General features: G+C 45.0%; 26 protein-coding genes. 6 read left to right on the forward strand and 20 right to left on the reverse strand.

The window, feature by feature from the left end; translation table 11 throughout:
• Nucleotides 1-66: 66 nt before the first annotated feature.
• The 7 genes from ST37_RS01850 to ST37_RS01880 form a co-directional block, all read right to left on the reverse strand.
• Nucleotides 67-939 carry a DUF2861 family protein gene (locus ST37_RS01850; RefSeq protein WP_084883136.1) on the reverse strand — a complete coding sequence of 291 codons (873 nt, stop codon included), beginning with the start codon at nucleotides 937-939 and terminating at the stop codon, nucleotides 67-69.
• Nucleotides 939-1,601, reverse strand: coding sequence for a response regulator transcription factor VxrB (gene vxrB / locus ST37_RS01855; protein WP_084883139.1), 663 nt, complete (start codon nucleotides 1,599-1,601; stop codon nucleotides 939-941). Before vxrB ends, ST37_RS01850 begins: the two co-directional genes overlap by 1 nt.
• Nucleotides 1,576-2,952, reverse strand: a complete 1,377-nt coding sequence (vxrA, locus tag ST37_RS01860) for a sensor histidine kinase VxrA (protein WP_084883469.1) — start codon at nucleotides 2,950-2,952, stop codon at nucleotides 1,576-1,578. The genes vxrB and vxrA overlap by 26 nt, the downstream gene beginning before the upstream one ends.
• A gap of 186 nt (nucleotides 2,953-3,138) precedes the next feature.
• Nucleotides 3,139-4,515, reverse strand: coding sequence for a Re/Si-specific NAD(P)(+) transhydrogenase subunit beta (gene pntB, locus ST37_RS01865; RefSeq protein ID WP_084883140.1), 1,377 nt, complete (start codon nucleotides 4,513-4,515; stop codon nucleotides 3,139-3,141).
• A gap of 9 nt (nucleotides 4,516-4,524) precedes the next feature.
• A complete protein-coding gene (pntA, locus tag ST37_RS01870) occupies nucleotides 4,525-6,063 on the reverse strand; it encodes a Re/Si-specific NAD(P)(+) transhydrogenase subunit alpha (protein WP_084883143.1) in 1,539 nt (512 codons plus the stop codon).
• A gap of 365 nt (nucleotides 6,064-6,428) precedes the next feature.
• Complete coding sequence (locus ST37_RS01875; protein ID WP_084883146.1) at nucleotides 6,429-6,710, reverse strand: HlyU family transcriptional regulator; 282 nt, start codon at nucleotides 6,708-6,710, stop codon at nucleotides 6,429-6,431.
• Between the two features lie 24 nt (nucleotides 6,711-6,734).
• Entirely contained in the window at nucleotides 6,735-7,097 is a 363-nt protein-coding gene (locus ST37_RS01880) for a late competence development ComFB family protein (RefSeq protein ID WP_084883149.1), read from the reverse strand.
• A 148-nt stretch (nucleotides 7,098-7,245) separates the two neighbouring features.
• On the opposite strand from ST37_RS01880, the gene ST37_RS01885 reads away from it, so the two are divergent.
• Both ST37_RS01885 and ST37_RS01890 read left to right on the forward strand, forming a co-directional pair.
• A complete protein-coding gene (locus ST37_RS01885) occupies nucleotides 7,246-8,481 on the forward strand; it encodes a GGDEF domain-containing protein (RefSeq protein WP_084883151.1) in 1,236 nt (411 codons plus the stop codon).
• A 74-nt stretch (nucleotides 8,482-8,555) separates the two neighbouring features.
• Entirely contained in the window at nucleotides 8,556-8,981 is a 426-nt protein-coding gene (locus ST37_RS01890; protein ID WP_084883153.1) for a DUF3069 domain-containing protein, read from the forward strand.
• 28 nt (nucleotides 8,982-9,009) lie between these two features.
• Here the strand turns inward: ST37_RS01890 and modC are convergent, their stop codons facing one another.
• The 7 genes from modC to nrdD all read right to left on the reverse strand — a co-directional run bounded on the left by modC (nucleotide 9,010) and on the right by nrdD (nucleotide 16,246).
• Nucleotides 9,010-10,095 carry a molybdenum ABC transporter ATP-binding protein gene (modC, locus tag ST37_RS01895; protein ID WP_084883157.1) on the reverse strand — a complete coding sequence of 362 codons (1,086 nt, stop codon included), beginning with the start codon at nucleotides 10,093-10,095 and terminating at the stop codon, nucleotides 9,010-9,012.
• Between the two features lie 4 nt (nucleotides 10,096-10,099).
• The gene (gene modB, locus ST37_RS01900) at nucleotides 10,100-10,774 is read right to left on the reverse strand and encodes a molybdate ABC transporter permease subunit (protein WP_084883160.1); all 675 of its coding nucleotides are present in this window, start codon (nucleotides 10,772-10,774) and stop codon (nucleotides 10,100-10,102) included.
• On the reverse strand, nucleotides 10,771-11,553 hold the full coding sequence (gene modA / locus ST37_RS01905; protein ID WP_172400911.1) for a molybdate ABC transporter substrate-binding protein: 783 nt from the start codon (nucleotides 11,551-11,553) through the stop codon (nucleotides 10,771-10,773). Before modA ends, modB begins: the two co-directional genes overlap by 4 nt.
• A 1-nt stretch (nucleotide 11,554) precedes the next feature.
• Nucleotides 11,555-12,262: a RimK/LysX family protein gene (locus ST37_RS01910; protein WP_084883166.1), complete on the reverse strand. Its 708-nt coding sequence runs from the start codon at nucleotides 12,260-12,262 to the stop codon at nucleotides 11,555-11,557.
• 12 nt (nucleotides 12,263-12,274) lie between these two features.
• On the reverse strand, nucleotides 12,275-13,465 hold the full coding sequence (locus ST37_RS01915; RefSeq protein ID WP_084883169.1) for an amino acid aminotransferase: 1,191 nt from the start codon (nucleotides 13,463-13,465) through the stop codon (nucleotides 12,275-12,277).
• Nucleotides 13,466-13,590: 125 nt separating this feature from the next.
• The gene (gene nrdG, locus ST37_RS01920) at nucleotides 13,591-14,061 is read right to left on the reverse strand and encodes an anaerobic ribonucleoside-triphosphate reductase-activating protein (protein ID WP_084883171.1); all 471 of its coding nucleotides are present in this window, start codon (nucleotides 14,059-14,061) and stop codon (nucleotides 13,591-13,593) included.
• Nucleotides 14,062-14,125: 64 nt separating this feature from the next.
• Complete coding sequence (gene nrdD / locus ST37_RS01925) at nucleotides 14,126-16,246, reverse strand: anaerobic ribonucleoside-triphosphate reductase (RefSeq protein ID WP_084883174.1); 2,121 nt, start codon at nucleotides 16,244-16,246, stop codon at nucleotides 14,126-14,128.
• 389 nt (nucleotides 16,247-16,635) lie between these two features.
• Between nrdD and ST37_RS01930 the strand changes: the two genes are divergently transcribed.
• A complete protein-coding gene (locus ST37_RS01930; RefSeq protein ID WP_172400912.1) occupies nucleotides 16,636-17,448 on the forward strand; it encodes an endonuclease/exonuclease/phosphatase family protein in 813 nt (270 codons plus the stop codon).
• A 17-nt stretch (nucleotides 17,449-17,465) separates the two neighbouring features.
• Here ST37_RS01930 and ST37_RS01935 read toward each other — a convergent pair whose 3' ends face one another.
• The 3 genes from ST37_RS01935 to ST37_RS01945 are packed head-to-tail and all read right to left on the reverse strand — an operon-like array spanning nucleotide 17,466 to nucleotide 18,659.
• Nucleotides 17,466-17,912, reverse strand: a complete 447-nt coding sequence (locus tag ST37_RS01935) for a YeeE/YedE family protein (protein ID WP_084883178.1) — start codon at nucleotides 17,910-17,912, stop codon at nucleotides 17,466-17,468.
• A 12-nt stretch (nucleotides 17,913-17,924) separates the two neighbouring features.
• Nucleotides 17,925-18,344, reverse strand: coding sequence for a YeeE/YedE family protein (locus tag ST37_RS01940; RefSeq protein WP_084883181.1), 420 nt, complete (start codon nucleotides 18,342-18,344; stop codon nucleotides 17,925-17,927).
• Nucleotides 18,345-18,356: 12 nt separating this feature from the next.
• On the reverse strand, nucleotides 18,357-18,659 hold the full coding sequence (locus tag ST37_RS01945) for a metalloregulator ArsR/SmtB family transcription factor (RefSeq protein WP_084883184.1): 303 nt from the start codon (nucleotides 18,657-18,659) through the stop codon (nucleotides 18,357-18,359).
• Nucleotides 18,660-18,823: 164 nt separating this feature from the next.
• On the opposite strand from ST37_RS01945, the gene ST37_RS01950 reads away from it, so the two are divergent.
• Nucleotides 18,824-20,527, forward strand: coding sequence for an FAD-dependent oxidoreductase (locus ST37_RS01950; RefSeq protein WP_084883187.1), 1,704 nt, complete (start codon nucleotides 18,824-18,826; stop codon nucleotides 20,525-20,527).
• 96 nt (nucleotides 20,528-20,623) lie between these two features.
• Here the strand turns inward: ST37_RS01950 and ST37_RS01955 are convergent, their stop codons facing one another.
• Nucleotides 20,624-21,724, reverse strand: a complete 1,101-nt coding sequence (locus tag ST37_RS01955; protein ID WP_084883190.1) for a ketoacyl-ACP synthase III — start codon at nucleotides 21,722-21,724, stop codon at nucleotides 20,624-20,626.
• Between the two features lie 78 nt (nucleotides 21,725-21,802).
• Here ST37_RS01955 and trxC point away from each other — a divergent pair, with 78 nt between their 5' ends.
• Nucleotides 21,803-22,231: a thioredoxin TrxC gene (trxC, locus tag ST37_RS01960; protein ID WP_084883193.1), complete on the forward strand. Its 429-nt coding sequence runs from the start codon at nucleotides 21,803-21,805 to the stop codon at nucleotides 22,229-22,231.
• A gap of 5 nt (nucleotides 22,232-22,236) precedes the next feature.
• On the opposite strand, the gene ST37_RS01965 is transcribed toward trxC, so the two are convergent.
• On the reverse strand, nucleotides 22,237-22,899 hold the full coding sequence (locus ST37_RS01965) for an HAD-IA family hydrolase (protein WP_242426186.1): 663 nt from the start codon (nucleotides 22,897-22,899) through the stop codon (nucleotides 22,237-22,239).
• A 201-nt stretch (nucleotides 22,900-23,100) separates the two neighbouring features.
• Nucleotides 23,101-23,550: a hypothetical protein gene (locus tag ST37_RS01970; protein ID WP_084883199.1), complete on the reverse strand. Its 450-nt coding sequence runs from the start codon at nucleotides 23,548-23,550 to the stop codon at nucleotides 23,101-23,103.
• 144 nt (nucleotides 23,551-23,694) lie between these two features.
• Here ST37_RS01970 and ST37_RS01975 point away from each other — a divergent pair, with 144 nt between their 5' ends.
• Complete coding sequence (locus ST37_RS01975; protein ID WP_084883203.1) at nucleotides 23,695-24,189, forward strand: CreA family protein; 495 nt, start codon at nucleotides 23,695-23,697, stop codon at nucleotides 24,187-24,189.
• Nucleotides 24,190-24,279 lie beyond the last annotated feature (90 nt).

A 24,279-nucleotide genomic window follows, 5' to 3' on the forward strand; every position in this document is an offset into this window, starting at 1 on the left:
TTCGGATATCCTTTCTATAGATATCTGTTATTACGGCAAGTGGACAGGATTCTTTAGCTTTTTTTGCTACTCGTCAGTGAAATCTACGGTTTTACTTAATATTTGTTGATCGACGTATCGAATCAAACCCTGGTAACGAAAATGAGAGATCGACACTTGTAACACGTACCGGTCTGCAGAGGTTTGTGGCGACTTAATTTTTTCAGAGTAATTGCCTTCGTATGACTTGTCATACACGGTCTCATATACTCCGTCGACATAGTTGAGCAGTTTGACCTGCTGAATGGGAATTGGACAATGCGTATTGAGCAACTCATTTTTAACGACCTTCCACGTTTCGTTTGAGCTCCACCTTACTTCATGATCTCGTAGTTCGTCATATATGATCAGCCACTCTGACCACTGCTGTTCACTTTCGGTCGTTACGTTTAAGCGATAGAGACCAGGCTTAAGACGGTGATTGAGAATGAAGTTTTTATTGAATCTATACGCACCGCTTTCACTATCGACAATGAGATCCTGCTTTGTTTCTTTTGAAATAGCACTATCTGGCCAGTCAATTATCTGAGCGTCTGTGATAATAACGTCGCTTTCAATATCAAGATCGAGATAATAACTCACCCTACCCGGCCTTTCGAGCGAGCTTTGGGTTACTTTGACAGTGCGGGTCCATTCTGGATAAGAGCGAGAGGAAATGGATTTCCCACAATCTACCTGTAGTGATGTCTCTAAAAGATCGTTGACATGCTGACGATAATTAGCATCAAGGGGTTCTTGCTGCCAACTAGTGATCAGAGCATCAAACATTGCACCCAAGTCATCTTCTAACAATGCTTGGTGCGCTAATGTCAACGCACTGCTACTGCTAAACCAGTTTGCCTGACTAGAAACAGGAAGAGTGGCCAACAAAGCTGCAGCAAGAACAGTCCAACGTTTCATTAGCTCTTCATCTTGTATCCAACACCACGCAATGTTTCTATTTCAATGCCTGGAAGTTTTTGACGAAGTTGTAAAACGTGTGTATCGACTGTTCGTGTCGTCGGGAAATGATTATATCCCCAAACATGATCCAACAACTCGTCACGAGTAAACACGCGTCCAAGGTTGGTTGCCAAGAACAGCAATAAATCAAACTCTGTACGTGTTAACGATACTAAGCCGCCTTTAAACTCAACTTCACGAGTTTGCTTGTCAATCACCAAGTCATGAACCAGGACGCGACTATCTTCTTGTTGATAATCATCATAGCTCAGTCTTAAAGCAGCTCTAATTCGAGCAAACAACTCCGCCTCAGCAAACGGTTTCGTTAGGTAATCATCTGCACCTGCATCCAATCCTGTCACTTTATCTTTTACAGTGACCAGAGCGGTCAGCAAAATTACAGGTATCGATTTAAGCTGTTTCCAACTCGGTAGATGCTCGACTGAGTCGCCATCAGGCAACTGTCTATCCAGTATGACTATATCGGCTTTTACCCATAGCGCCGCAACATCGGCAATGCACTCTGCATGCAAACAGTCATACCCAGCCTGCTCAAGGCTCACAAGCAGTCCATCAGCTAAATTCTTATCATCTTCAACAAGAAGCAACGTCTGTTTCACACGGGATCTCCACTATAAAATTTGTTGGAGGACCAATCAGTTTCATTGTCCCTCCCATTCTGTTCACCATAGCATTTACTATGGTTAAGCCCAACCCCAGACCTGATTTACTGACAAAGGGTTGCTTTAATTTATTCCAATCTTTCTTACTCAGATTCCCGCCATCGATAACTTCTACTCGAAGGCGATTGTTTTCCGTCGTTATTTTAATCTCGACTGGTGCTTCACCATATTTTAAGGCGTTGCTAACCAAATTATCAATACAGGTACCCAGCCAATAAATATTAATTCTAACGGCTCTATCCTCACTGAGTGACAGCGTAACAGGCATCTCGTATTCTTCAACTTTATAATCCATCCACTCTTTGAGCGAAGGTAACCATTCAACCGCTAACGGTTGATTATCTGACTGTAGATAATCTTTACTGGCTTCTGCGAGTTGGCGTAGACGTCTCGAATCTTCACAAAGACGTCGAAATTCGTCATAGACAGACTCCGGCAATGCCTCAAATTCTCTTCTAAAACCTTCTACCGTCATGGATAAACTTGCAATAGGGGTACGCAGTTCGTGAGTTAAAATCTGTAATACCAACATCCGAGAACGCATTTCGTCTCGTTTTGAATTCCAACGATACACACCCCAACCCACAAACGAGATGATATTAATCACCACCAGGATAATAACGATCCGTTTAAAGTAGTTTGAGTCGTCAACCATAAACCAACACAAGTTACCACGCGATATTAAACAGTTAGAGTCCTTGGCCAACAAACTGTAATTAAGTCCGACGGTTTTTGCGTGACTGTCCAAGCTTGCTTGGGGAAAAATAAAGTAACGCTCGCCCTTACGGATCCAAATGTGCTCGCCCTGCATGATCATTCTCGATCCCGCAAGCAATGCTCGAATACCCTCTTCCGTCATCAATTGAAGGCGGCCTAACAGACCCGAGTCCGTATGCGCTCGCTCTGAAACGTGCATGTAGTCTTGTAAATCTTCAGCCAATTCAGGGTGCGATACGACATACCGCGCGGCAAAGCTACCACCTCCAGGATGGATCAATCCAGAGCGCGCAAACCAACGCTCAGGCAAATCAGTGCCATTACACAGCGCTCTCGTGAACACCAACGCTTCGGTTGTTAATGGGCTCATTGGTAATCGACCCGTACATTTTTGTGCAAGGCTATAGAGTTTTTGAAGATCTTTAAGCGGATAATTTGACGTTTGTGGCAGTAGCGATTCAGGTGAGATCAGATGAGTCGGAAATTGCGACTGAATAACGTGGATATCGTAAGATTCTATGGCCTGTTCATAGTTGAACAGCTCCATAAGTGTTTCGAGTTTTTGCGGCATCGAAGCCAACGCCACTGATGGCAAGCAACAAAGAATAATCAGTAAACGCTGTATCAAGACAATGGCTCCTAAAACTAGACGCACAATATACAAGATAATGGTGAAATCGCCAAATCACTCATCGGGTGACAACGTCACATTGGACGATGATAAAAAAGGCCGCTCTGTACTAGAGCGGCCTATTGTTTACAGGTGAGCGCTTATTTGTAGACAAGAGTCTTTAGCATCACCAAATAACATACTGGTATTTTCTTTAAAGAACAGTGGGTTCTGAACCCCTGCGTAACCGGTATTCATCGAGCGTTTGAACACGACAACGTTTTGAGCATTCCACACTTCCAATACAGGCATACCAGCGATAGGACTGTTTGGATCCTCAAGTGCTGCTGGGTTAACCGTATCATTTGCACCAATAACCAGCACCGTGTCCGTTTCAGCAAAGTCGTCGTTGATTTCGTCCATTTCAAGAACGATGTCATACGGCACTTTCGCCTCCGCTAACAATACATTCATGTGTCCTGGAAGACGGCCAGCAACAGGGTGGATACCAAAGCGAACGGTAATTCCCATTGAACGCAGTTTCTCAGTGATTTCATAGACTGGGTATTGCGCTTGAGCAACTGCCATACCGTATCCTGGCGTGATGATGACTGATTTTGAGTTTTTCAGCATTTCAGCGACGTCTTCCGCGGTTGACTCACGGTGTTCACCCTGCTCTACATCTTCACTAATAACCACTTCTTGGCCAAACCCACCAGCAATAACACTGATGAACGAGCGATTCATTGCCTTACACATAATGTAAGACAGGATCGCACCTGAAGAACCAACCAGTGCACCGGTTACGATCAACAGATCGTTGGCTAACATGAAACCTGCTGCCGCGGCTGCCCAACCAGAGTATGAGTTAAGCATAGACACCACAACCGGCATGTCCGCGCCACCAATTGAGGCCACTAAGTGATAACCAAACGCAAACGCGATTAGCGTCATGATGATAAGTGGGAAAAGTCCACCATCACTGCTTAGGTACCAGTTCAACAAGAACGCTGATACGACGATCGCCGCTAAGTTCAGCTTATGTTTGTGCGGAAGATTGAGTGGTGATGAGGAAATGATCCCTCTCAACTTACCAAAGGCAACGATAGAGCCTGTAAAAGTAACCGCACCGATGAATACACCTAAGTAAACTTCGACAAGATGGATAACATGCTCAGCGTGAGTTGCCGCTTCTGGCGCGTCAAGCAAGCTGTTATAGCCCACCAAAACAGCAGCCATACCCACAAAGCTGTGAAGTATCGCGACTAACTCTGGCATTTCGGTCATTTCAACTTTACGTGCAAAGTGAATACCGATTGCTCCACCAATGACCATTGCAATGATCACCCAGCTCAAACCACCAGCGTCTGGGCTAAAGATGGTCGCAATGAGTGCGATTGCCATACCCACGATGCCATAGTAATTACCTGCTCGCGCAGATTCTTGCTTGGACAATCCAGCAAGGCTCATAATAAAGAAAACAGCAGCAACGATGTAAGCTGCTTGTACTAATCCTGCAGACATTCGTTACTCCTAATCTTTGCGGAACATTTCTAACATACGTTTGGTAACGGTAAAGCCACCAAAGATGTTAATACTGGCAATCAACACGGCAATGAATGCCAAGAAAGTCACGACGCCGTTGCCCTGACCGATTTGTAGCAATGCACCCACAATGATGATCCCCGAAATCGCGTTAGTAACCGACATCAAAGGTGTGTGAAGTGCGTGTGTTACGTTCCAAACCACATAGTAGCCAACCACACAGGCCAAGATGAATACCGTAAAGTGCGATAGGAAAGCGGCTGGTGCTACTGAAGCGATCCAACCAAAGGCACCCACTGCGGCAACCAAACCAACAACCTTTTTAATCGGTGACGTTGGTGCTTCTTCCACTGCCTCTTTAGCGGCTGCGGCTGGTTTTTGCTCAACTTTTGGCTGTGCTGATACCTGAATCGGCGGCGCAGGCCATGTGACTTCGCCGTCTTTTACAACCGTGACACCACGTACCACAACGTCTTCAAAATCGATCGTCACTGTGCCGTCTTTCTCTTTGCACAATAGCTTTAGAAGGTTAACGAGATTTGTCGCGTACAATTGTGAAGACTGAGTTGGTAGGCGTCCAACCATGTCCGTATATCCGACCACCTTAACGCCATTACTCGTCGTAATAACCTGATCCGCAACGGTATATTCACAGTTGCCGCCGTTAGCAGCAGCAAGATCGACAATGACACTACCCGCTTTCATGCTATCAACCATCTCTTTGGTGATTAGCTTAGGTGCAGGACGGCCAGGGATAAGCGCCGTGGTGATAATAATGTCGACGTCTTTCGCTTGCTCAGCGTAAAGCTCAGCGGCTTTTTTATTGAAGTCGTCAGACATCTCTTTTGCATAGCCGTCCCCTGAGCCCGCTTGTTCTTGGAAATCGACTTCCAAAAACTCTGCGCCCATCGATTCGACTTGCTCTTTAACTTCAGGACGAACGTCAAAAGAGCGAACAATCGCACCTAGGCTGCCAGCTGCACCGATAGCAGCAAGACCCGCAACGCCCGCACCTGCCACAAGCACTTTAGCTGGTGGTACTTTACCTGCCGCGGTAATTTGACCGGTAAAGAATCGGCCGAACTCATGCGCGGCTTCAACTACAGCACGGTAACCGGCGATATTCGCCATTGAGCTCAATGCATCGAGGGCTTGTGCGCGCGAAATACGCGGTACAGAGTCCATCGCCATTACGTTAATGTTTTTGCTAGACAGCTTCTCCATTAACTCTGGATTTTGAGCCGGCCACACAAAACTGATTAAGGTTGCACCTTCTTTAGTTGCTTCAATTTCCGCATCCGTTGGAGCGTTTACCTTTAGAATGACATCACTTGACCAAATATCGCTGTGGTTTCCTGATGTCGCGCCAGCGGCTACATAAGCTGCATCGTCAAAACTGGCTAAAGCGCCAGCCCCCGATTCAACGACGACGTCGAACCCTAATTTTAAGAGTTGCTCAACGGATTTTGGCGAGGCTGCGACTCGCGTTTCTCCGTCTAAGACTTCTCTTGGTACACCAATTTGCATGTATCACATCCTATTTGATTGGCTATTTTTAATTTTTATCCGTTTCTGTCTGTCTTCACTGTAAACAAAGTACTTAATCAGTGAAATATTGCGTCAACTAAGAGTTGATTCTGTCGTTATGTATGTAAAAAAACAACATATAAAAAACAACACAGAGGTCGAACCAGTGCTTCAGCATATTTAGAAGCACAACTTTACTGCGCAACAAAGCTAACTTTAGGCAATAAGTTGATCTTATTCCAAAAAGAAAGCCGATAGAGTAACCCCTATCGGCTTTTTGAATGATGATATTTATCAATTCTGAGCTCAAGTAAGAGGTCACAGCACTATTAAAACACATCGGCCAATAAGCATAAACATGCGAATTAATTAAATATTGAATCACCCATCTGATCGATGAACGTCTTGGACTTATTCTGCATTAGCTCGATAGCATCTTGCCTAGAGGCCACAACATCACTACGAATAAAGCGATGAGTTTTCTGCTCTTCACCTTCCCCTTTATTAATGTAACCAGCGATTCGGTATTGACCACCCTCCGCGATGGGTTCTGCGACGATCGAAAAGCCTTTGTGCTCTATAGGTTCTGCTTGAGTTGATTTTGGTGCGGTCGAACCGCGACCGAAAAGTTTTGAAAGTAATCCCACGTAACAGCCTCTGAATTATTGTGATTATTTAACAATTGGGGTCTCATACCATTCTAACGCAGCGTCTTCGTCATACAAGCGATTCTGATCGCTCTGGATCACAGGAAAATCATCCTCTCGATGCTTGCGACGATCATCGCGTATTAAACGCTCCGCTGCATCTAATGCGATTTGTGCCTGATTAAAATAGTGTTCTCGTTTTTGGATGGGCAACGCCGCAATGAAATCGACGTCAAAACGTATATAGATGGGTCTAAGTTGAGATAATGCAATACAGGCAATATCTTGCAACTTATCGGCGCTATATCGTTGATCGAGTTGATTTTCGACCAGTAATTGCCCAACGATTTTTTCCATATAATTGTGAACTTCATTGCCAATGTGCATGCCTACACTCCTTTGCCGTACATTTGATAACCGAATCACTCTATTTTCAGTGATGTATAAAGGAGTTTCGCATAATTTCACTTGGCAATCAGTAGAATAACCGTATGCTATGTCTCAAAATTGATAGATTGTAACTCTCTGCAAATTAATGACAGCATTCCCTGCGAATCGAACCAACCTCGTGAGGTTGTTATCACCTTTGGTGTTGATATTGGGCGTATTCTTAGGCAAAGATGCGTTGGTATCGTTAGCGGGCGACAACTTCACTATTGTAGGAAACCTCCCTTACATCTTGTTTGCTATTGCCATACTGATCTGCCAAACGTTTAATCAGGGCAGAATGGGCATGATCGCCCTACTAATGACGGTATGTTACTGGGTTATCCAAACGCGCTTGCAAACCCCCTTAGCGACAGGGACTACCCGTTTAGAGTACACGCTACTGGCGTTCATCCTGCCCGTTGCCGCGATGATGGTATATCTGTTTCCCGAAAAGAGATTATTTTCTCAGTCCGGCGCGTTGTACTCACTGTTACTGCTTTTTATGGTCGGTTGGGCAGCCATAACGGTTCGCCACTATACCGATATTGGACAGCAAGAGTTGTGGGACGGGATTCTACTGATTGTTCCTCAAGTATCAACACTGCCACTAGTCATTGTGTGCTATTCAGTATTATTGATCCTCACCTCGGCCATGCTGCTCGCCTATTACAGCCGAGCGTTGGACTTTACGATCTATTTATCGCTGCTATGCGCTTTTTGCACTTTTTTTGCGCTTAACACACCGTATATTTCTAGTTTGTTGTTCTCGCTAGCGGGACTTCTTACCATTGCCAACGTGATCTCAACCAGTCATGAACTGGCCTTCGTAGATCAATTGACCGAGATACCAGGTCGCCGAGCATTAGAATCTGAGATGAAGCATCTTGGTCGTACGTACACCATTGCCATGCTCGATATCGATCACTTTAAATCGTTTAACGACACCTATGGGCACGATACTGGCGATCAGGTGTTGCGACTTGTCGCGAGTAAAATGACCCAAACTCGGGGTCAGGCAAAAGTGTATCGCTACGGTGGTGAAGAGTTTACGGTGTTGTTTAAAGGTAAGACCAAACAGCAAGCCAAACCTATATTGGAAGACCTTCGCCAAAGTATCCAAGACTATCGAATATCACTGCGAGACAAAAGTGGCCGCCCTCAAGACGATACAGTAGGTACGAGTAAACGGAATCAAACCAAAAAGGTGAAGACGGTACAAGTCACCATTAGTATTGGTGTTGCTGACAGCAAAGAAGAACGTGATCCCACAGCAGTCACCAAGGCAGCGGATAAAGCACTTTATCGAGCCAAAGATAAAGGTCGCAACCGCGTCTCGTTTTAATACCCATAATGAAGACCTAACTATTTGCCATTAGGGTGTGTTAGGCTTACTAAAAAACCATAAGAGTAATGATTATGAGCGACAACCAGATTACGTTAACCATAGATGATGCATCACCAGAGCTAAAACAAGTTATTGTGTTTGATGAAGTGCCTGAAGGTATGCACGACATGCTTGTGTCTATACATCATGCGTCAATGGCCTCGGTACAACAAGCGTGGGATCAATTACCAAAAAGTGCACAAAACGTGGTCGACAATTTTGAGCAGTTTCATGCGCTCGTCACTGTTGGACAGGGCTTTGCTGGGGTGCAACTATTAGAAGAGTTCGATAGCATGCCTCAAACTCAGAACTTAACTGATGAACAGAAAGAAGCGTCTAGAGCATCAATGCTTAACGATGTGCTAGAGCGCTGCGTGAAAGATATGGTAAAGCAGGTCAAAAAAGCTCGCCGCGACCCTATTCTAAAATCTGAATTTGTTGAAGTGTTTAAACGCTAAATCCCGTAACTAAAATAGCAATCTTGACCTACTCTCCGAGCGCTGCAACATCGTAGCGCTCAACACTTAGCGCTTTTATTTGCGCAAAGACCCTTTGCCCTTTAATAATACCCAGTTCATCCAACGCCCATACACTAATATTTGCCCAAAGAACGCTATCTTGTCCAAAAGAGATTTTAACCAGCGCGCCGTTGTCTTTAATGACTATATCGATGACTTCACCCTGCAAGCTGTTTCTAATTGAGGTTGCAACTGGCTTCTCCAACGATAACGATACGTTATTTGCATCGACTTTTACCCGGGCATTCTCACCTAAGGTTAAATGACTGTCATTGATCCAAATAGCCTGACCATTTGGCAAGGTTACAGGTACAAAGCCAAACTGGTTGGCGTTAAGGCTCACTTTTCCAACTAACAAGCTACTTTGACTGTTGTGATCGTTCCATGCAGATAGTGCGTTCGATGCAATCACTTCACTAGGCGCACCTTGAGTTAAAATAGCGCCATCATCCACCACCACCATGTAGTCGGCTAACTGAACAATTTCACTCATGCTATGGGTAATGTATAAGATCGGTATGTTTATTGATTGATGAAGTTTTCTGAGGTATTCGATCAATTCTCTACGTCTGGGCAGATCCAACGATGAGAGTGGTTCGTCCATAATGATCAATGATGGGTCGCTTAATAGACAGCGCCCTATCGCTACACGTTGCTGTTCACCACCGGATAGTTCTGATGGTGTAAGGTCGAGCAACTCCTCTATCCCTAATAGACTCGAAATTTCATTCAATTTATCGCTCTTTGCGTGCCTAGAGAATAAAAGGTTTCGCCTAACGGAAAGGTGCGGAAAAAGCCGGTGCTCTTGAAATACCACACCAAACGATCTCGCCCACGACGGTACGCAAACGCCTTTGTCTGTGTCTAATAATACTTGCTCTCCAACGGTTACCCACCCCTGTTCAGGAAGCACTAATCCACTCAAGATATTAGCAATGGTTGTTTTACCGCTGCCAGAGCGGCCAAACAACGCAGTGATCCCTTGCTGTGGAAAACTAAAATCCACTGACAACGTTTTTTGCGAAAATTTGTGACTAAATCGAATAGAAATCATTGGACTACCTTACACTTTTACTCAATCGATTGGACAAAATCATTGAGCCTAGCGCTATAGCGATAGCGATCACACAAAGCCTTGCAGCCTGATATTCCATACCTGGGATCTCAACAAAATTATACATTGCTAGTGGTATAGTTTGAGTCTCTCCAGGGATACTGGATACAAATGTTATGGTCGCACCAAACTCGCCCAGACTTCTCGCAAAGGCCAGTACCGCGCCCGAGATGACGCCTGGCCACGCTAGCGGTAAAGTTACTCGCCAAAAAACCTGCCAAGGCGAGTGACCTAAGGTATAAGCGGCTTGCTCTAGTTTCGTATCAACCTGCTCGATGGCTTGACGAATCGCTCTTACAATTAAAGGTAAAGAGACTATAACTGACGCGATCACCGCCCCTTTCCAGCTAAATCCGAACTCAACACCAAAATACCGATACAATGGATCGCCCAACCAGCCATAGCGGCCAAATGTGATCAACAGTAAATAACCCACGACAACGGGGGGTAGGATAAGCGGCAAATGGATCAACGCATCAACAATACTCTTACCTAAAAACTGTTTTCGCGCCAATAACCATCCAAATGCTATCCCCAGTGGCAATAACCAACAGAGCGCCACAAATGCAACTTTCAAACTAAGTAGTATTGCGTCAAGTTCGAACTGGGATACGCTCATGGCTCAAAACCTTGCTGCTTGAACTGCTGCTGCACAGCAGCAGAGTGAAAGTACTCGACCAAAATATTTGTCGAGCTGTTTTCTGCATGACTCCCTAAAAGAATCATTGGATAGGTGATAGTAGAATGAGATTTTGCATCCAAACGGCCTAAAATAGTGACAGCGTCACTACTAGTGGCATCGCTAGCATATACGATCCCGATTGGGGTTTGGCCACGCTCAACAAGGGCTAACGCATTTCTTGTACTGCTAGTTGGTGCTATCCGGCCGCTGATTGAGTCCCACAGTCCATACCATGCCAACGATTGTTTCGCATACATGCCAACAGGCACAGATGATGGATCTCCAATCGCCAGTCGCTGACCCGACAGTTCTTGTTGCCACCACGTCAACTCCCTTGGGGCAAAATCACGCACACTAGGGGGAACTTTGTTAGACCGAACGACAACCATATGATTACTGACAAAATTGCCCGCAGACTTACTGACTAATCGCGAGTCAGATAAGACAGAGTCGCTCCACTCTTTATTTGCCGAGATAAACAGGTCAGCTCGTGCGCCATAGTGGATCTGACGAGCCAGCTGTCCAGAACCAGCGTAAACGACCCTAACCTTCACCTGGTGTTCCAGTTCGAACTTGTCTATCACCTCGGGCAACAATACCGTTAACGACGAAGCGGCAAATAAAGTAATTGGTTGCTCATTGCTGTTCGCTTGTGTGACGCCACTAAACAACAGCAACACAAAAGCCACTGCGCTAATCAATGCTCTGGTGTTCACTCTATTTTCTGGCTTTTGGCTGTACAAACTCACGACTACTATCGATAACCGCTAAGTCTCGGTAAAAGCTTTTACCTAGCATAAATGGGTATGGCAACATTGACTCTTCAGAGAGCAAAAAGTCTGTGTTTTCTTTCAGTTTACCTAACTGAATCCAAGCCGTTACTATGGCTTGCTTTGCTACATCTACCGTTTTCTCACTGTTTTTAGCTTGATTTTCAGTCTTGTCACTGGACACTTTACGCCAGCTTTTAACAGGTAGGCTAAATTCTTTACTTTTGATGTCATCATGCTCAACGGAAAAGCTTACCCACTTTTTGCCATTGCGCTCGAAAGGAGTCACATTCGACACAGACATCACCGAAACGTCGAGATCTTCGTCAATACCAGCGGTAAAGCTGCGCTCTACAGTAGGTAAATATATGTACTCTTTGTTCCCTAAGATCAACGCACCCGTTTCGTCTTCAATCGGTAACGCTTTTTTCACCGTTTGTTCGGTTTCTAGAACAGATTCTACTTCGTCGACTGGTTCAATTTCAAACTCAGGAATATCGTTTTCTTCTTCGTACACAACATTATCATTGTACTCTGGCTGTTCGGCAACAGGCGGGTAAACCTGATTTATCGACTCTTCTGATTCTTTTGGAGCAGAAGCACAGCCAGCGAGCACTGAAGCAACCGTGAGGGCAACCAATGTGTGTTTATTCATTCAATACTCCTATCACTCTTTTCCTGCTATTGCAGCAATCGCTTTTGCCACAAAAGGAATGTCTTTTTCAGACAAAGCTGCGATATTCACACGACCATCTGCTACCGCGTATACACCATACTGAGTTTTAAGTTGCGTCATTTGTTCTGGGGTTAACCCAAGTAATGTAAACATGCCTTTATGCTGGGCTATAAAATCGAAGCGATGACCGCCCGTTTCAGCAATGAGTGCGTTAACCAAATTTTTTCGCAATGTACTGAGTCTTTCGCGCATCATATTTAATTCATCGAGCCACTGCGTCCTAAGCAGGTCATCGCTCAACACTTTCTCAACCAGTGCTGCACCGTGATCCGGTGGCATAGTGTAGGTTGCTCTTGCCAAAGTCAGTAATTTGCCCTTTGCGTATTGAGCGTGCTGAGCTTCTTTACCCACCACAATGGCAACACCAGTTCTTTCACGATATAAGCCGAAATTTTTGGAACACGACGCAGAAATCATCGCTTCAGGGACTTCATTCACCATATATCGCAAGCCTTGCGCATCTTCCTCAAGTCCATCTCCAAAGCCTTGGTAGGCAACATCAATAAACGGAGTAAAGCCCTGTGTTTTGGCAAGCTCGGTCACCGCTTTCCAGGCGTCGATATCCATGTCTGCACCAGAAGGGTTATGACAGCATCCATGCAGCAACACGACGTCGCTAGAGGTCACTTGTTTAAGATCCTCTAACATCGCAGACGTATCTACAAGCTTAGTCTCTGTATTGAAGTAGCGGTAGAATTTCACTTCTAATCCAGCGGCTTCCATCACAGGCTGATGATTCACATAACTAGGATCGCTTATCCAAACACGAGCAGAAGGCTCTGCCTGTTTAATTAAATCAGCTAACATGCGCAGTGCGCCACTGGCGCCAGGGGTTTGGATCACAGCGCTGCGAGAAATAGCGTCGCTATCCCCTAGCACAAGGCTTAGCATCGCTTGGTTGAAGGGCTCACTGCCGGCTAAGCCCACGTAAGACTTGGTGGTTTGAGTGTCTGCAATCAGCTTCTGAGCGGATGATATTGCACCCATTATTGGTGTATCACCGTCATCGTTACGGTATACACCAATGCCTAGGTCTACTTTATCGGTGCGTTGGTCTTGTCGGTACTCGATCGACAACGACAATATTGGATCTTGCTGGGGTTTTGGAAGGTGAGAAAACATCGGTCACAACTCTTTGAATTCCATATCAATAAAAGTACGTTATCACTAAGCTTAGGTGACCTCAAGCTAAGCCTTACACTGTCTACAATTAGAGCGCTAATTTGAGTGTTTTATCCGCAATTTACTTACACAGACTTAAAGTAGTGAATGATCTGATTTGAACTGCCGCGCCATTCAAGCCTTGGATCGTAATTTGACTGCTCAAATTTACCGTCCACCAGTACATCTACATAGTCGACGACTTCCTGTTGACGTTCGCTGAGTTCTGACAATAAATAACCACTCCACATCCATATGTCTTTGTCGGGGCATTCCGCCTTAACACGGGTCACTAGCTGTAAAACAGCCTCTAAATTACCAGGATAAAGTGGATCGCCTCCCGTCAGAGATAAGCCACGACGTTTTATCCTTGGATCGTTTAGGTCGGCGATAATTTGATCTTGGTGCTCTGTCGTAAAGAGCTCGCCCGAATCGGGAGACCAAGTTGACTGGTTGTAGCAACCACGGCACTGATGGATGCACCCAGACACAAAAAGAGTAGCCCGTGTGCCCGGACCATTAACGACATCGACTGAGTAATATTGGCTAAAATTCATGTCCACTCCACAAAACAAAAAAGGCGAACTTCAGCTCGCCTTTTTACTAACATCGTACTGCTAATTATAGATGCTTAACGCGACGTTTAACTTCTTCTTGTTTACCAAAGTTAAATGGTCTCGCGTCTGGGCTACCCAAATAGCCACATACACGACGTGTTACCGATACTTTGGTCGAATCGTGATTGCCACAGCTTGGGCAGGTAAATCCTTTGCTCGTACACTCAAATTCACCACTGAATCCACATTCGTAGCACTCATCGATAGGCGTATTGGTTCCGTAATAAGGGACCCGTGAATAACTGTAATCCCACACATCCTCTAGCGCTTCGATGTTACGCTGCATATTTGGAAATTCACCGTAGCAGATAAATCCACCACTAGAGATCTTTGGATACGGCAGTTCAAAATCGATTTTGTCGTATGGGTTAACCTTTTTCTCTACGTCTAAGTGGAAACTGTTGGTGTAGTACCCTTTGTCGGTGACACCTTCAATCACGCCAAATTCTTTCGCATCCACACGGCAGAAGCGACTGCATAGATTTTCGCTTGGAGTGCCATATAAGCTAAATGCATACCCTGTTTCTGCTGCCCACATTTCCACTTTCTCTTTCATGTAAGCAATAACAGCGAGCGCTTTTTCTCGCAGCTGTTGATTATCGTAAACGTGAGTCTCAGTGCCATAGATCGCATTAATGGTTTCGTGAATTCCAATGTAACCTAACGAAATAGAAGCGCGGCCATTTTTAAAGATGTCTGCCACAGAGTCATCAGGCTTCAATCGAACGCCACAAGCTCCTTCCATGTAAAGGATTGGGGCAACGCGTGCTTTCACGGTCTCTAAACGAGTAATACGTGTTTCTAATGCACGACGCGCGACTAATAACTTCTCGTCTAGAAGTTCATAGAAGCGAGCCTCATTACCTTTAGATTGAATCGCAATACGAGGTAAGTTCAGGCTTACAACTCCGAGGTTGTTGCGCCCTTCATGGATCATCTCACCATTTTCTTCGTAGACGTTTAAGAAGCTTCTGCAACCCATAGGAGTTTTAAATGAACCGGTAATTTCTACGACTTTGTCGTAGTTTAAAATGTCAGGGTACATACGCTTAGACGCACATTCCAACGCCAGTTGCTTGATCTCGTAGTTGGGATCCTCAGCGCGATGATTCAAGCCGTCTTTGATCGCAAAGACTAGTTTAGGAAATACCGCTGTTTTTTTGTTTTTACCTAAACCCGCAATACGATTTTTTAGAATCGACTGTTGAATTAGCTTAGCTTGCCACGATGTACCCAATCCAAACCCAAAAGTAACAAATGGCGTTTGCCCATTGGCGGTGTGCAGCGTGTTGACTTCGTACTCGAGTGACTGGAATGCGTCATAACACTCTTTTTCAGTACGTGCCATGGCAAACCCTTTCGGATCATGAATGTCCCACTCTTTGGCGATTTCAAGATTTTTGTCAAAACTGCTAGTCACGTACGGCTCTAACACCTCGTCAATACGGTTTATCGTGGTACCACCGTATATGTGTGATGCCACCTGCGCGATAATTTGCGCAGTCACTGCAGTCGCTGTAGCAATCGATTTTGGCGTATCAATTTCAGCATTACCCATCTTAAAGCCGTGCGTTAGCATGCCTTTTAGATCGATCAACATACAGTTAAACATTGGAAAGAATGGTGCGTAATCCAGATCATGGTAGTGAATATCTCCACAATCATGAGCTTGGACAATATCACGGGGCAAAATATGGGTCTTGGCGTAGTGCTTGGCTACGATACCCGCAAGTAGATCGCGCTGTGTTGGGATCACTTTACCGTCTTTGTTAGCGTTTTCGTTAAGCAAGTCCGCATTAGATTGCTCAATTAGCCCTTGGATTTCCTGACTAAGTACGCTTTGTTTCTCGCGAGCGATATCACGATCGTGTCGATATTCAATATACGATCGTGCAAGTGCTTTCTGCGAGCCTTGCATCAATTCATTTTCTACAAGTGTCTGAATCTCTTGTATCTGAACATCAGCGTGATCCATCAGTTTCGCTTCAACGGCATTTGCTACTTTTTGCGCGTACTCCGCGATTCCGTGTTCACTGTTATCTGCAGCACTTTTAATTGCCGCAACAATGCGATCCCGACTATAAGGGACACGAGCTCCATCTCGCTTGATCACAACTGGTTTCACATACACTCCTTACCCACAAGCTACCCACAGGCACACTATATAGGGTATACATTTTGAAATTAGACACTAGATATTGTGGGCGTATTTAACGAAAAGTACCAAGTATGAGTTTTGATCTAAATCAATTAATCGCTAAAGATAATGTTAGCAATTACATGAAAATTGCTTGACATCGCAGAGTAAAAATTAAGGATCGAGCCTTCAAAAATTTGAACAAACGGGTTGAAATTTTCAAAGCCCTGCTACAATCGAACCTACAGCAATTCACAATTATCCACAGGTGCAAAATCTCAATTATGAAATTCACATTTTTGAAAATTTCTTCATTTTGTCTATTGATCCTCGCGCGACCCGTTACCGCTCAAACGATCCGCATTGGATCATGGAATTTGGAATGGCTGACCAGCCACGGTGTGGATAAGTTTCCACAAAGCCAACGACAGGGTGAAGATTTTAAGCGCCTAAGCGATTACGCCATAGCACTGGATGCGCCCATCATTGCATTGCAGGAAGTCAACGACATTGAGGCAGCCACGCAGGTATTCGGCAGCAGCTATCAGATAGTGCTGTCGAGTCGTTCGCAAGCCAAACACAGCGCTCTGCAATTTAATGACATCAATCAGTACACTGGCTTCGCGTTACATCACTCTGTTCAGTTGGTCGCCAACCCACCAGATTTAACGTTATCGTCGACACCAAGTCAGAAACTACGTTTTGGCACCTACATTATCGTTCGACACAAGCAACAAAACGTGCATTTATTGTCTGTCCATCTGAAAGCCGGTTGCCAAAAGGCGCGCACGAGCAGTCGCTCCTGTAACGTACTTGCTGAGCAAGCGGATCAACTTAACGGGTGGATTCAGCAACGTATTGAACACAATCAACCCTTTATACTCACTGGTGATTTTAATCATCAACTTTCCTACCCAAATGACTGGGTCATGGCGAGAATTGTCGCCGATACCAATCAAGAGATTTCACTAGACAGTCGTCAAAGTGAAGCGACGTGCGCGGTAAAGTCGAATCGAGATCCAAACCAAACCTATCGCTATTCGTACCTCATCGATCACATGCTCAGCTATAAACTAAAAAAGCACAGCTCCACCCAACAGCAGAACTATGCTTTAAAAGACGTCATCAATTATCAAATGAGCGATCACTGTCCTATTGTGACTGACTATTTGATCGACTTGAAGGGATAAGCCGTCATAACACGCTATTACAACGTTTGTGTTGCAGCGCGTGGCGCTTGTTTTTGCTGCCACACATTCACGACGGAAAAGCCTAGCATCATCGACACGAAGAAGATCAGAGTGTCTGGGTTTCCAGTTGACAGCGACGAAACAACTGGGCCTGGGCAAACACCTGCAAGCCCCCAACCAACGCCAAATGTCGCTGCACCTGCTAGTAATTTGTTATCAATTTTACGAACACTAGACACACAAAACTCGTTGGCAACGACAGGAACGTGTTTTGGTTTGATCAAAAAGTGATAGGCAGGCGTAAACACCAATAATGCTCCACCCATTACAAATGCAAGGCTCGGGTCCCAGTTACCTGCTACATCCAAAAACCCAATAACATTGACAGGGTCGACCATACCAGAAATTGCCATTCCCATTCCAAACAGTAGCCCTGACACCAAGGCTGAAAATTTAAGCAACATTGTGCGATTCCCCTAAATTAAGTGCAGTCTAAAAAACACAGTCATGGCAGCAGCCAACATAAATACCATGGTGGCGACGATAGAGCGTTTTGAAAAGCGTCCCATACCACAAATGCCATGACCACTGGTACAGCCGTTACCCAACTTGGTACCAACCCCTACCAGTAATCCTGCAATGATCAATAGTGGCGTGCTCGTTGAATACGACATTGGAATATCAGCACCAAAGAATATGCTTGCTAACGCACCTCCGCCAATCAAACCTGCGACAAAGATTAGACGCCAAGAAAAATCATTAGGTTTTTTCGCCAATAGGCCAGCAAGAATGCCACTGATCCCGGCAATTTTACCGTTAATCAGTAATAGAATCGTGGCCGAAACGCCCAATAGCATTCCGCCAAAGAGTGATTCCCAAGGGATAGTAAACGACATAGTTTTCTCCAATTAAGACTTACAAAAAAGCCCGTAAAGGCTGTCTAATAATTTTTCTACACGCTCGTCGGCTAACGAGTAAAAGACCTGTTGAGCCTCTTTGCGCACTTTTACAATGCCATGTTTCTTTAGCACGGTTAGATGTTGCGAAAAAGCACTTTGGCTGAGACTCGATCGCTGGACCAACTCCCCTGCGCTCAGTTCTTGATTAACCAATTGACACAGCACTAACAATCGCACGGGATGCGCCATGGTTTTAAGCAGCTCGGACACTTCTTGAGCTTGTGATTGCATATCTTCTGCTACAACACTCATATTTCACCCTTGGCTAAATTAGTAACAACTCATATAGCTGTATCTTAACGACCGTTTGTAATTAGTCAAGACTAATGTAGGTAAAACTTTATTAGACAAATCTAATATTAAAGGGTATTGTCTGCCTTAATCAGTTTTAATTTGAAAAATAGAGGAAGTCGACTATGACTAAAATTGTTATCGTAGGTGGCGTTGCTGGAGGCGCTTCTGCAGCCGCACGTGCTCGACGTCTGAGCGAAGATGCACAGATCATTATGTTCGAACGTGGCCCTTTCGTGTCCTTTGCAAACTGTGGTCTTCCATACCACATTGGTGGCGACATCACTGAACGCAGTAAGCTATTACTGCAAACACCCGATAGCTTTTTAGCCCGTTTTAACGTTGATGTACGCGTAATGAGTGAAGTCATCAGCATAAACAAGCAGGCCAAAACCGTCACTGTTACCAATCTGCTCGAAGGGACTTCGTATGAAGAAGAATACGACTTTTTGCTACTTAGCCCAGGTGCAGCGCCGATAGTGCCGCCAATTAGTGGGATTGACAATCCGCTCACATTTTCTCTACGAAATATCCCTGACATGGACAAGATCATCCATGCGATCGGACTTAATAAACCCACACACGCGACGGTTGTCGGGGGCGGCTTTATTGGACTTGAAATGATGGAAGCCCTCCACCAACTTGGAGTGGAAACCACCTTGCTTGAACTCGCTGACCAAGTCATGACGCCTGTCGATCGCGAAATGGCTGGATTTGCGCATCAAGAGATCCGCGATAAAGGCATTGACCTAAAACTGGGGGTTGCTCTTAAGGCGGTTGAGTTTGCTCCTAACCAAACCATTGCAAATGAAGAAGCTGGCGAACATACCGATAAGCAACATCTAATCGGTCATCTCGACCTGTCGCTTAGCAATGGTGAAACACTGACGACTGAACTATTGATCATGGCTGTCGGGGTAAAACCAGAAACCAGCCTTGCCCGTCAGGCAGACTTAAAAATTGGTGATCTTGGAGGGATATGGACTGATGCTCAGATGCGTACCAGCGATCCTTACATTTTTGCCGTTGGTGACGCGGTCGAAGAACAAGATTTTGTTACTGGTGAACCAACACTCGTTCCTTTAGCGGGACCGGCAAACCGTCAAGGACGAATGGCTGCAGACAATATGCTTGGCAGAGCCCAAGAGTATCAAGGGACGCAAGGTACCGCGATATGCAAAATCTTTGATCTCGCCGTAGCCTCTACAGGGCGAAATGAAAAACAATTAAAACGTGACGGTGTCGACTACGAAAAAGTCTATGTGCACACAGCAAGCCACGCGAGCTACTACCCAGGCGCAGAAATCGTTTCATTTAAAATGTTGTTTGATCCAGAGTCTGGCAAAATCTTTGGCGCACAGGCTGTAGGTAAAGATGGAGTAGACAAACGAATTGATGTTATGGCGGTTGCACAGCGCGCAGGAATGACCGTTGAACAACTTCAACACTTAGAGCTAACGTACGCGCCTCCTTACGGCAGCGCAAAGGATGTGATCAATCAGGCGGCGTTCGTTGCCAACAATATCATTAGTGGCGACTCTACATCGATTCACTATGATCAGATAGATAACCTTAATGACAATCAGCTTCTTTTGGACGTGCGAAATCCAGCAGAGCTTGAAAATGTCGGCTTTATTGAGGGCGCATTGAACATTCCTGTCGATCAGTTAAGACAACGTATGCACGAGCTGCCAAAAGACAAAGAGATCGTGATCTATTGTCAAGTTGGTCTTCGCGGCAACGTCGCTTATCGCCAGTTAGTCAATAACGGCTTTAAAGCTCGTAACTTACTTGGTGGATACCGAACTTATAAATTCGCTCAAGCGTAATCCAAAGCCACAAGCTGGTGGCGCTCTTAACTTAGAATAAAAAAATGGGAAGCTTAGGCTTCCCATTTCTATTTGCGCTGCGTGTTTTAGTGAAGATTATTGTTCGCGAGTTAACGCAGGATTGTTTTTACAATGCTCAATCGCCTGCTCTAGTAGCTCTAAACCACTTTTCTCACAAGCAGGCAACTCTGCGTCACTTTGAGCAATTGGCGTGACACGTTGACCCCATTTAAGGTGACCAGCACCCCAAGTTAAGCCAGCACCAAAGGCTGCAATAAGAATATCAGCACCAGGCTTAATTCGCCCGGCTTCAGCCGCTTCACACATTGCAATCGCCACCGTTGCCGCTGACGTATTGCCATACTTCTGAATGTTTACGAAGGCTTTGTCTTCTGAGATACCGTTAATTTCACACAAGGTTTGAATAATGCGAATGTTAGCTTGGTGCGGGATCACCAGGTCCAGATCATCAGCAGTAAGCCCCGATTGGGTAAGCACGGTCTTACTGGCAAGCCCCATGCCCTTCACCGCACGCTTAAATATATCGCGGCCGACAAAGTTAAAATCAAAGTATCCGTTGTCGGCTGCGAAACGATCCATCGCAGTACCAAAACCAGGGATCGCCAGAATATCGCGACCTTTTGGATCACAGCCAATTTGAGCGATTTGCAATCCTACTTTCTCTTTAGTGCGCGTTAGTACTGCAGCACCAGCGCCATCACCAAACAACACCGCGGTGTCACGTTGTGTCCAATCCATAAAGAATGACAAACGTTCTGCACCAATGACCACCACATTACGGTAATTACCCGCTTGAATAAGACGTGTGGCAGTTTCTAGCGAATACAAAAAGCCAGTACATGCGGCATTAAGATCAAAGGCGGCGGCGGATTTGATACCAAGATTGGCTTGAACCTTTGAGGCAATATTCGGAATAAAGGTATCGGCGGAACAGGTAGCGACAATGATCAGATCAATATCTTGAGGCTCTAAACCTGCACAAGCAATTGCTCTTTGCGCAGCGACCGTCGCCATTTCTGAGGTATCCACATGGCTGATACGTCGTGCTTCGATACCAGTACGAGAACGGATCCATTCATCCGATGTTTCCATAAAAGTACTAAGATCGTCATTGGTTAAAATTGCTGGTGGTAGACATTTACCCCAACCAGTAATTTCTGCATAAAACTGCTGCATATTGTTTCCATCATTGCTGTAATATAAAACACTGCACAGTATAAATGATTGAGACACAAATTAAGAGTAAGGATTTACATGGAAAGTTTAATATCGCGTTGTACGCACTGTAAAACCAACAATCGACTGCCTATTGAGCGCTTAAAAGAGCAGCCGAACTGCGGAAAATGTGCAAAACCCTTGCTGGATGGGAGTCCTATTGAGGGAACAGTGCAAAACTTCAGCGCATTAATTCAGGGTCAAACACCGACTGTAGTCGATTTTTGGGCACCTTGGTGTAACCCCTGCGTTGGGTTTGCCCCCGTTTTTGAAGACACGGCAAAGCAATACAGTGGCAAAGCGAGATTTATTAAGCTCGATACCGAAGCACAAACCCAAATTGCTGCCCAGTATCAGATACGCAGCATCCCCACCATTATGGTGTTTAAAGGCGGTAAAGTTGTGGCCACAATTAATGGTGCATTGCCGAAAAGCCAGTTTACTGCGTGGCTTGATCAGCAATTATGAAGCGCTTAACCAGTAGCGTCCGTCAGCAGCTCATTGAGTTGCTTCATTGACTGCATTTCTGTTACGTCAAAAAAGCCGCTTTTGGGGGTCATGGGGTTGCTTCTAAAGTGCACCGTTGTCGCCCCAGCTGACAACCCTGCTTCAACCCCTTTCGGAGTATCATCAACGTATAAGCACTGATGCGCGGAAAACCCCATGTGCATTGCTGCCAGTTGAATCAGATCGGGCTCTGGCTTCCAACTATTGGCTTCGAAGCCAGAAAACATTGCCCCTTCAAAGTATTCATTCAAACCTGCTTTGGTCAATGAATACTCTATTTTTTCGAGAGGGCCATTGCTGGCGACCGCCACTGGAATATCTCGAGCCTTCAATTGTTCAAGGATTTCGATCACTCCATCCATTGGCTTTAGCTTTTCTTCATACAAGGCATTGAGCGTTTCCCTGTATTTGGGCTCTAACTCATCGGTGGACACGCTCAACCCTAAACGGTTTCGGGTTGAGGCCAATATATCAGTGAGCTTTCCTCCATAAAAATGGGCAAAACACTCGTCCATAGTCAATGTTGCCCCATACTGGGCAAACACGCTTACAAGCGCTTCACAATTAAGAGGTTCGCTGTCGATCAATGTGCCTTCGCAATCGAAGATCACACATTGTACTTCACTCATTCGCATAGCCCTTTCGTAAGATTCTCTAACGAACATAACGTTACTGAAGTCTTATAGGAAAGCTTAAATGTAAGATTGTGTTATCTTGGATCAAAACAAATTATGGGTACTGCAAGCGAGATCACTTAGTCGCACAATTTAAACTGGTTGCACTTGTATTTATACACAGTTATGGCTATGCATATTTAAAATATATAGCGACTAATCGCTTTGTTTCGCAAGTAACTCGGTTGTACTTTGGTGAGACAATCGTCCTACTTGTTCAATAACCAGCATCTCTTGATCAACAAGACCGCAAAATCCAGCGGACACGATCTCGCTACTGTTTGGCTTAGTGACAAAAAACAGCTTCAGTTGATCATCTGGTGACACACTGATTTGAGTAAGAAATTCGACTATATAGTGCTGCTCATCTTCATTGGTTGTGAGCTGCATAGCATAGTACTGAGCAAACCAAACCGTCATTTTATGGAAGCTTACCCAGTGCCAGTCTAAATGACCAAAGGATTCTAAATGATCGTGGGTAGTCTTAGGAGACAATTTTTGGTAAATAGCCCAGCCTTCTTTGCTCTCTGAAGTAGGGAAAGGAACGTCAATATGACTAAACAACCAATCATTTTTTAAGGCTTGAAGCTTATCTGCAGAGGGCACACTATCATTCCGTCGAGTCAAAGTGAGGTCAGGATACGCAAAACCACTGCATCCAACAACTACTATGACGCTAAAGTCTTAGTTTCGAAGTACATCATAACCTGCGTTTCTGGTACACTTTTCAAAAAACACGGAGCTTAAACTATGAAATCTCGCACTCTCCTTGTCAGTGCTATAGCAGCCCTTACATTAAGCGCATGCAGTGGCGATGAAGTTGGTGATGTTTCTCTAGGACTGTTCACCACTAAAGACATCAAAATTGAAGTTCTAACAGACCCAATTGTCACTGGCGTAACCTGCCATATTTCCAATGTGGTTGCCGACCTCGATTTTTCTGACCCATCAGACATGGGCATTTCTTGCCGTCAAACGGGTGAGATCACATCAGAAATGATTGCGGAGATCGATCACTCTAAATCAGGTGAAATCGTTTTTAAAAAGTCGAAAAGTATCTTTTTAAAGTCACTTAAGATTCGTCGTATCTTAGATGCGGGCTCACAAACACTGATGTACGTATCGTACTCGACCAAAGAGCTACAGGGCAGCTACAAACACAGTATGTCTACAGTGCCACTTTGGGGTACTGCGGCGTACAATAGTCCTAAAATCTTCGCTGAAGAAGACGAAGTTACTCAATAAAAACAAACCGTTAGAGGCAATGCAATATTGCCTCTATTTTCCTAGTTACACAGCCCTACCGAAACACGAAAATTGTGGTATGATCGCGCA

This window comes from Vibrio sp. qd031, from assembly GCF_002100145.1.
In the GTDB taxonomy this organism is placed as follows: Bacteria; Pseudomonadota; Gammaproteobacteria; order Enterobacterales; family Vibrionaceae; genus Vibrio.